Origin of the sequence: Kytococcus sp. HMSC28H12 (genome assembly GCF_001816045.1) — a bacterium.
Taxonomy (GTDB): domain Bacteria; phylum Actinomycetota; class Actinomycetes; order Actinomycetales; family Dermatophilaceae; genus Kytococcus; species Kytococcus schroeteri.
On sequence record NZ_KV824463.1, the window covers coordinates 1 to 1,062 of the forward strand.

Annotated in this window: 1 protein-coding gene, 1 tRNA gene and 1 pseudogene; 2 read left to right on the plus strand and 1 reads right to left on the minus strand. The window is 70.3% G+C overall.

Going from position 1 to position 1,062, the window contains the following annotated elements:
* Positions 1-208: pseudogene (locus tag HMPREF3099_RS06310) on the minus strand (hypothetical protein); the annotation flags it as partial.
* Between the two features lie 179 nt (positions 209-387).
* Between HMPREF3099_RS06310 and HMPREF3099_RS06315 the strand changes: the two are divergent.
* Together HMPREF3099_RS06315 and HMPREF3099_RS06320 are read left to right on the plus strand one after the other, a co-directional pair.
* Positions 388-463 (plus strand) — tRNA-Lys (locus tag HMPREF3099_RS06315).
* A 268-nt stretch (positions 464-731) separates the two neighbouring features.
* The gene (locus HMPREF3099_RS06320; protein WP_070705212.1) at positions 732-980 is read left to right on the plus strand and encodes a WhiB family transcriptional regulator; all 249 of its coding nucleotides are present in this window, start codon (positions 732-734) and stop codon (positions 978-980) included.
* Positions 981-1,062: the final 82 nt, after the last annotated feature.

The following is a 1,062-nucleotide window of genomic DNA, read 5'->3' on the forward strand; positions in this document are numbered from 1 at the left end:
CGGGGGCGGCCTGCGGCTCGTCGCCGGTGGCCGTCGAGGCCTCGGGGCGGGAGGTCCGTCCCTCCCCGCCCCGCTCACCCGCAGGGTCGTCCTGCGTCCAGTCGGCCACCTGCTCACGGCGACGGGCCGCGCGGTCACGGGCCACCTGCTCCTCCAGCTCGTGCGCCGGCCGGGAGGTGGTCCAGAGGTCGTCTTCGGAAGGGCTCATGCGGGTCCTCGGGGAAGTGTGCGGTCACGGTGCCCTCCCATCCTGCCCCGCCGGGCGCCCGCGTGCAGGCCGCAGCGCCGGTCAGGGGGCCATGAACTGCGCCACTCCCCTCCGCAGACTCCGCACCACCATGCCGATTTTGCGTTTCACGGGAGGTATGTGTAATGTACTCCTCCGTTGCGCCAATAGCTCAATTGGCAGAGCAGCTGACTCTTAATCAGCGGGTTCGGGGTTCGAGTCCCTGTTGGCGCACCACTTCACGAGAGCCCCGGTTCACGCCGGGGCTCTCGTGCGCCCACCGTCTTTTCGGCATCGCCGGAATGAGGAACCCGCAGCCGTCGCATCGTGTGACGTGACCCGGAATCCCTTGCCACGCGTCGATCCGGCTGTGAGGATGGGCACCAGGTGATCCGGCACTGTCGGCGATCGGCCCCACAGGACGGCCCCCACGGTCCGTGCTCGGTCCCGCACCCGGACGATTCGGCGACACGCACCCTCACACGGTGTTCTCGAAAGGTTGGACATGGACTGGCGAAGCAAGGCGGCCTGTCTCGACGAGGACCCGGAACTGTTCTTCCCCATCGGGAACACGGGCCCGGCCATCGAGCAGATCGAGAAGGCCAAGAAGGTGTGCGCACGCTGCGAGGTGACCGAGACCTGCCTGCAGTGGGCCCTCGAGACCGGTCAGGACGCCGGCGTCTGGGGTGGGCTCTCCGAGGACGAGCGCCGCGCTCTGAAGCGCCGCAACGCCCGCGCCCGCCGCGCCAGCTGACGCCCCTCCGGGCGGCCGACCGGGAACCACTCCCCCGCCGCCCCTGCCGAACACAGCGGAACGCCCGCCACCTCCCGGTGGC

What these genes read in the sequence shown, in the direction of transcription:
- HMPREF3099_RS06320 (WP_070705212.1), top strand. Translation starts at nt 732, where the DNA reads ATGGACTGGCGAAGCAAGGCGGCCTGTCTCGACGAGGACCCGGAACTG.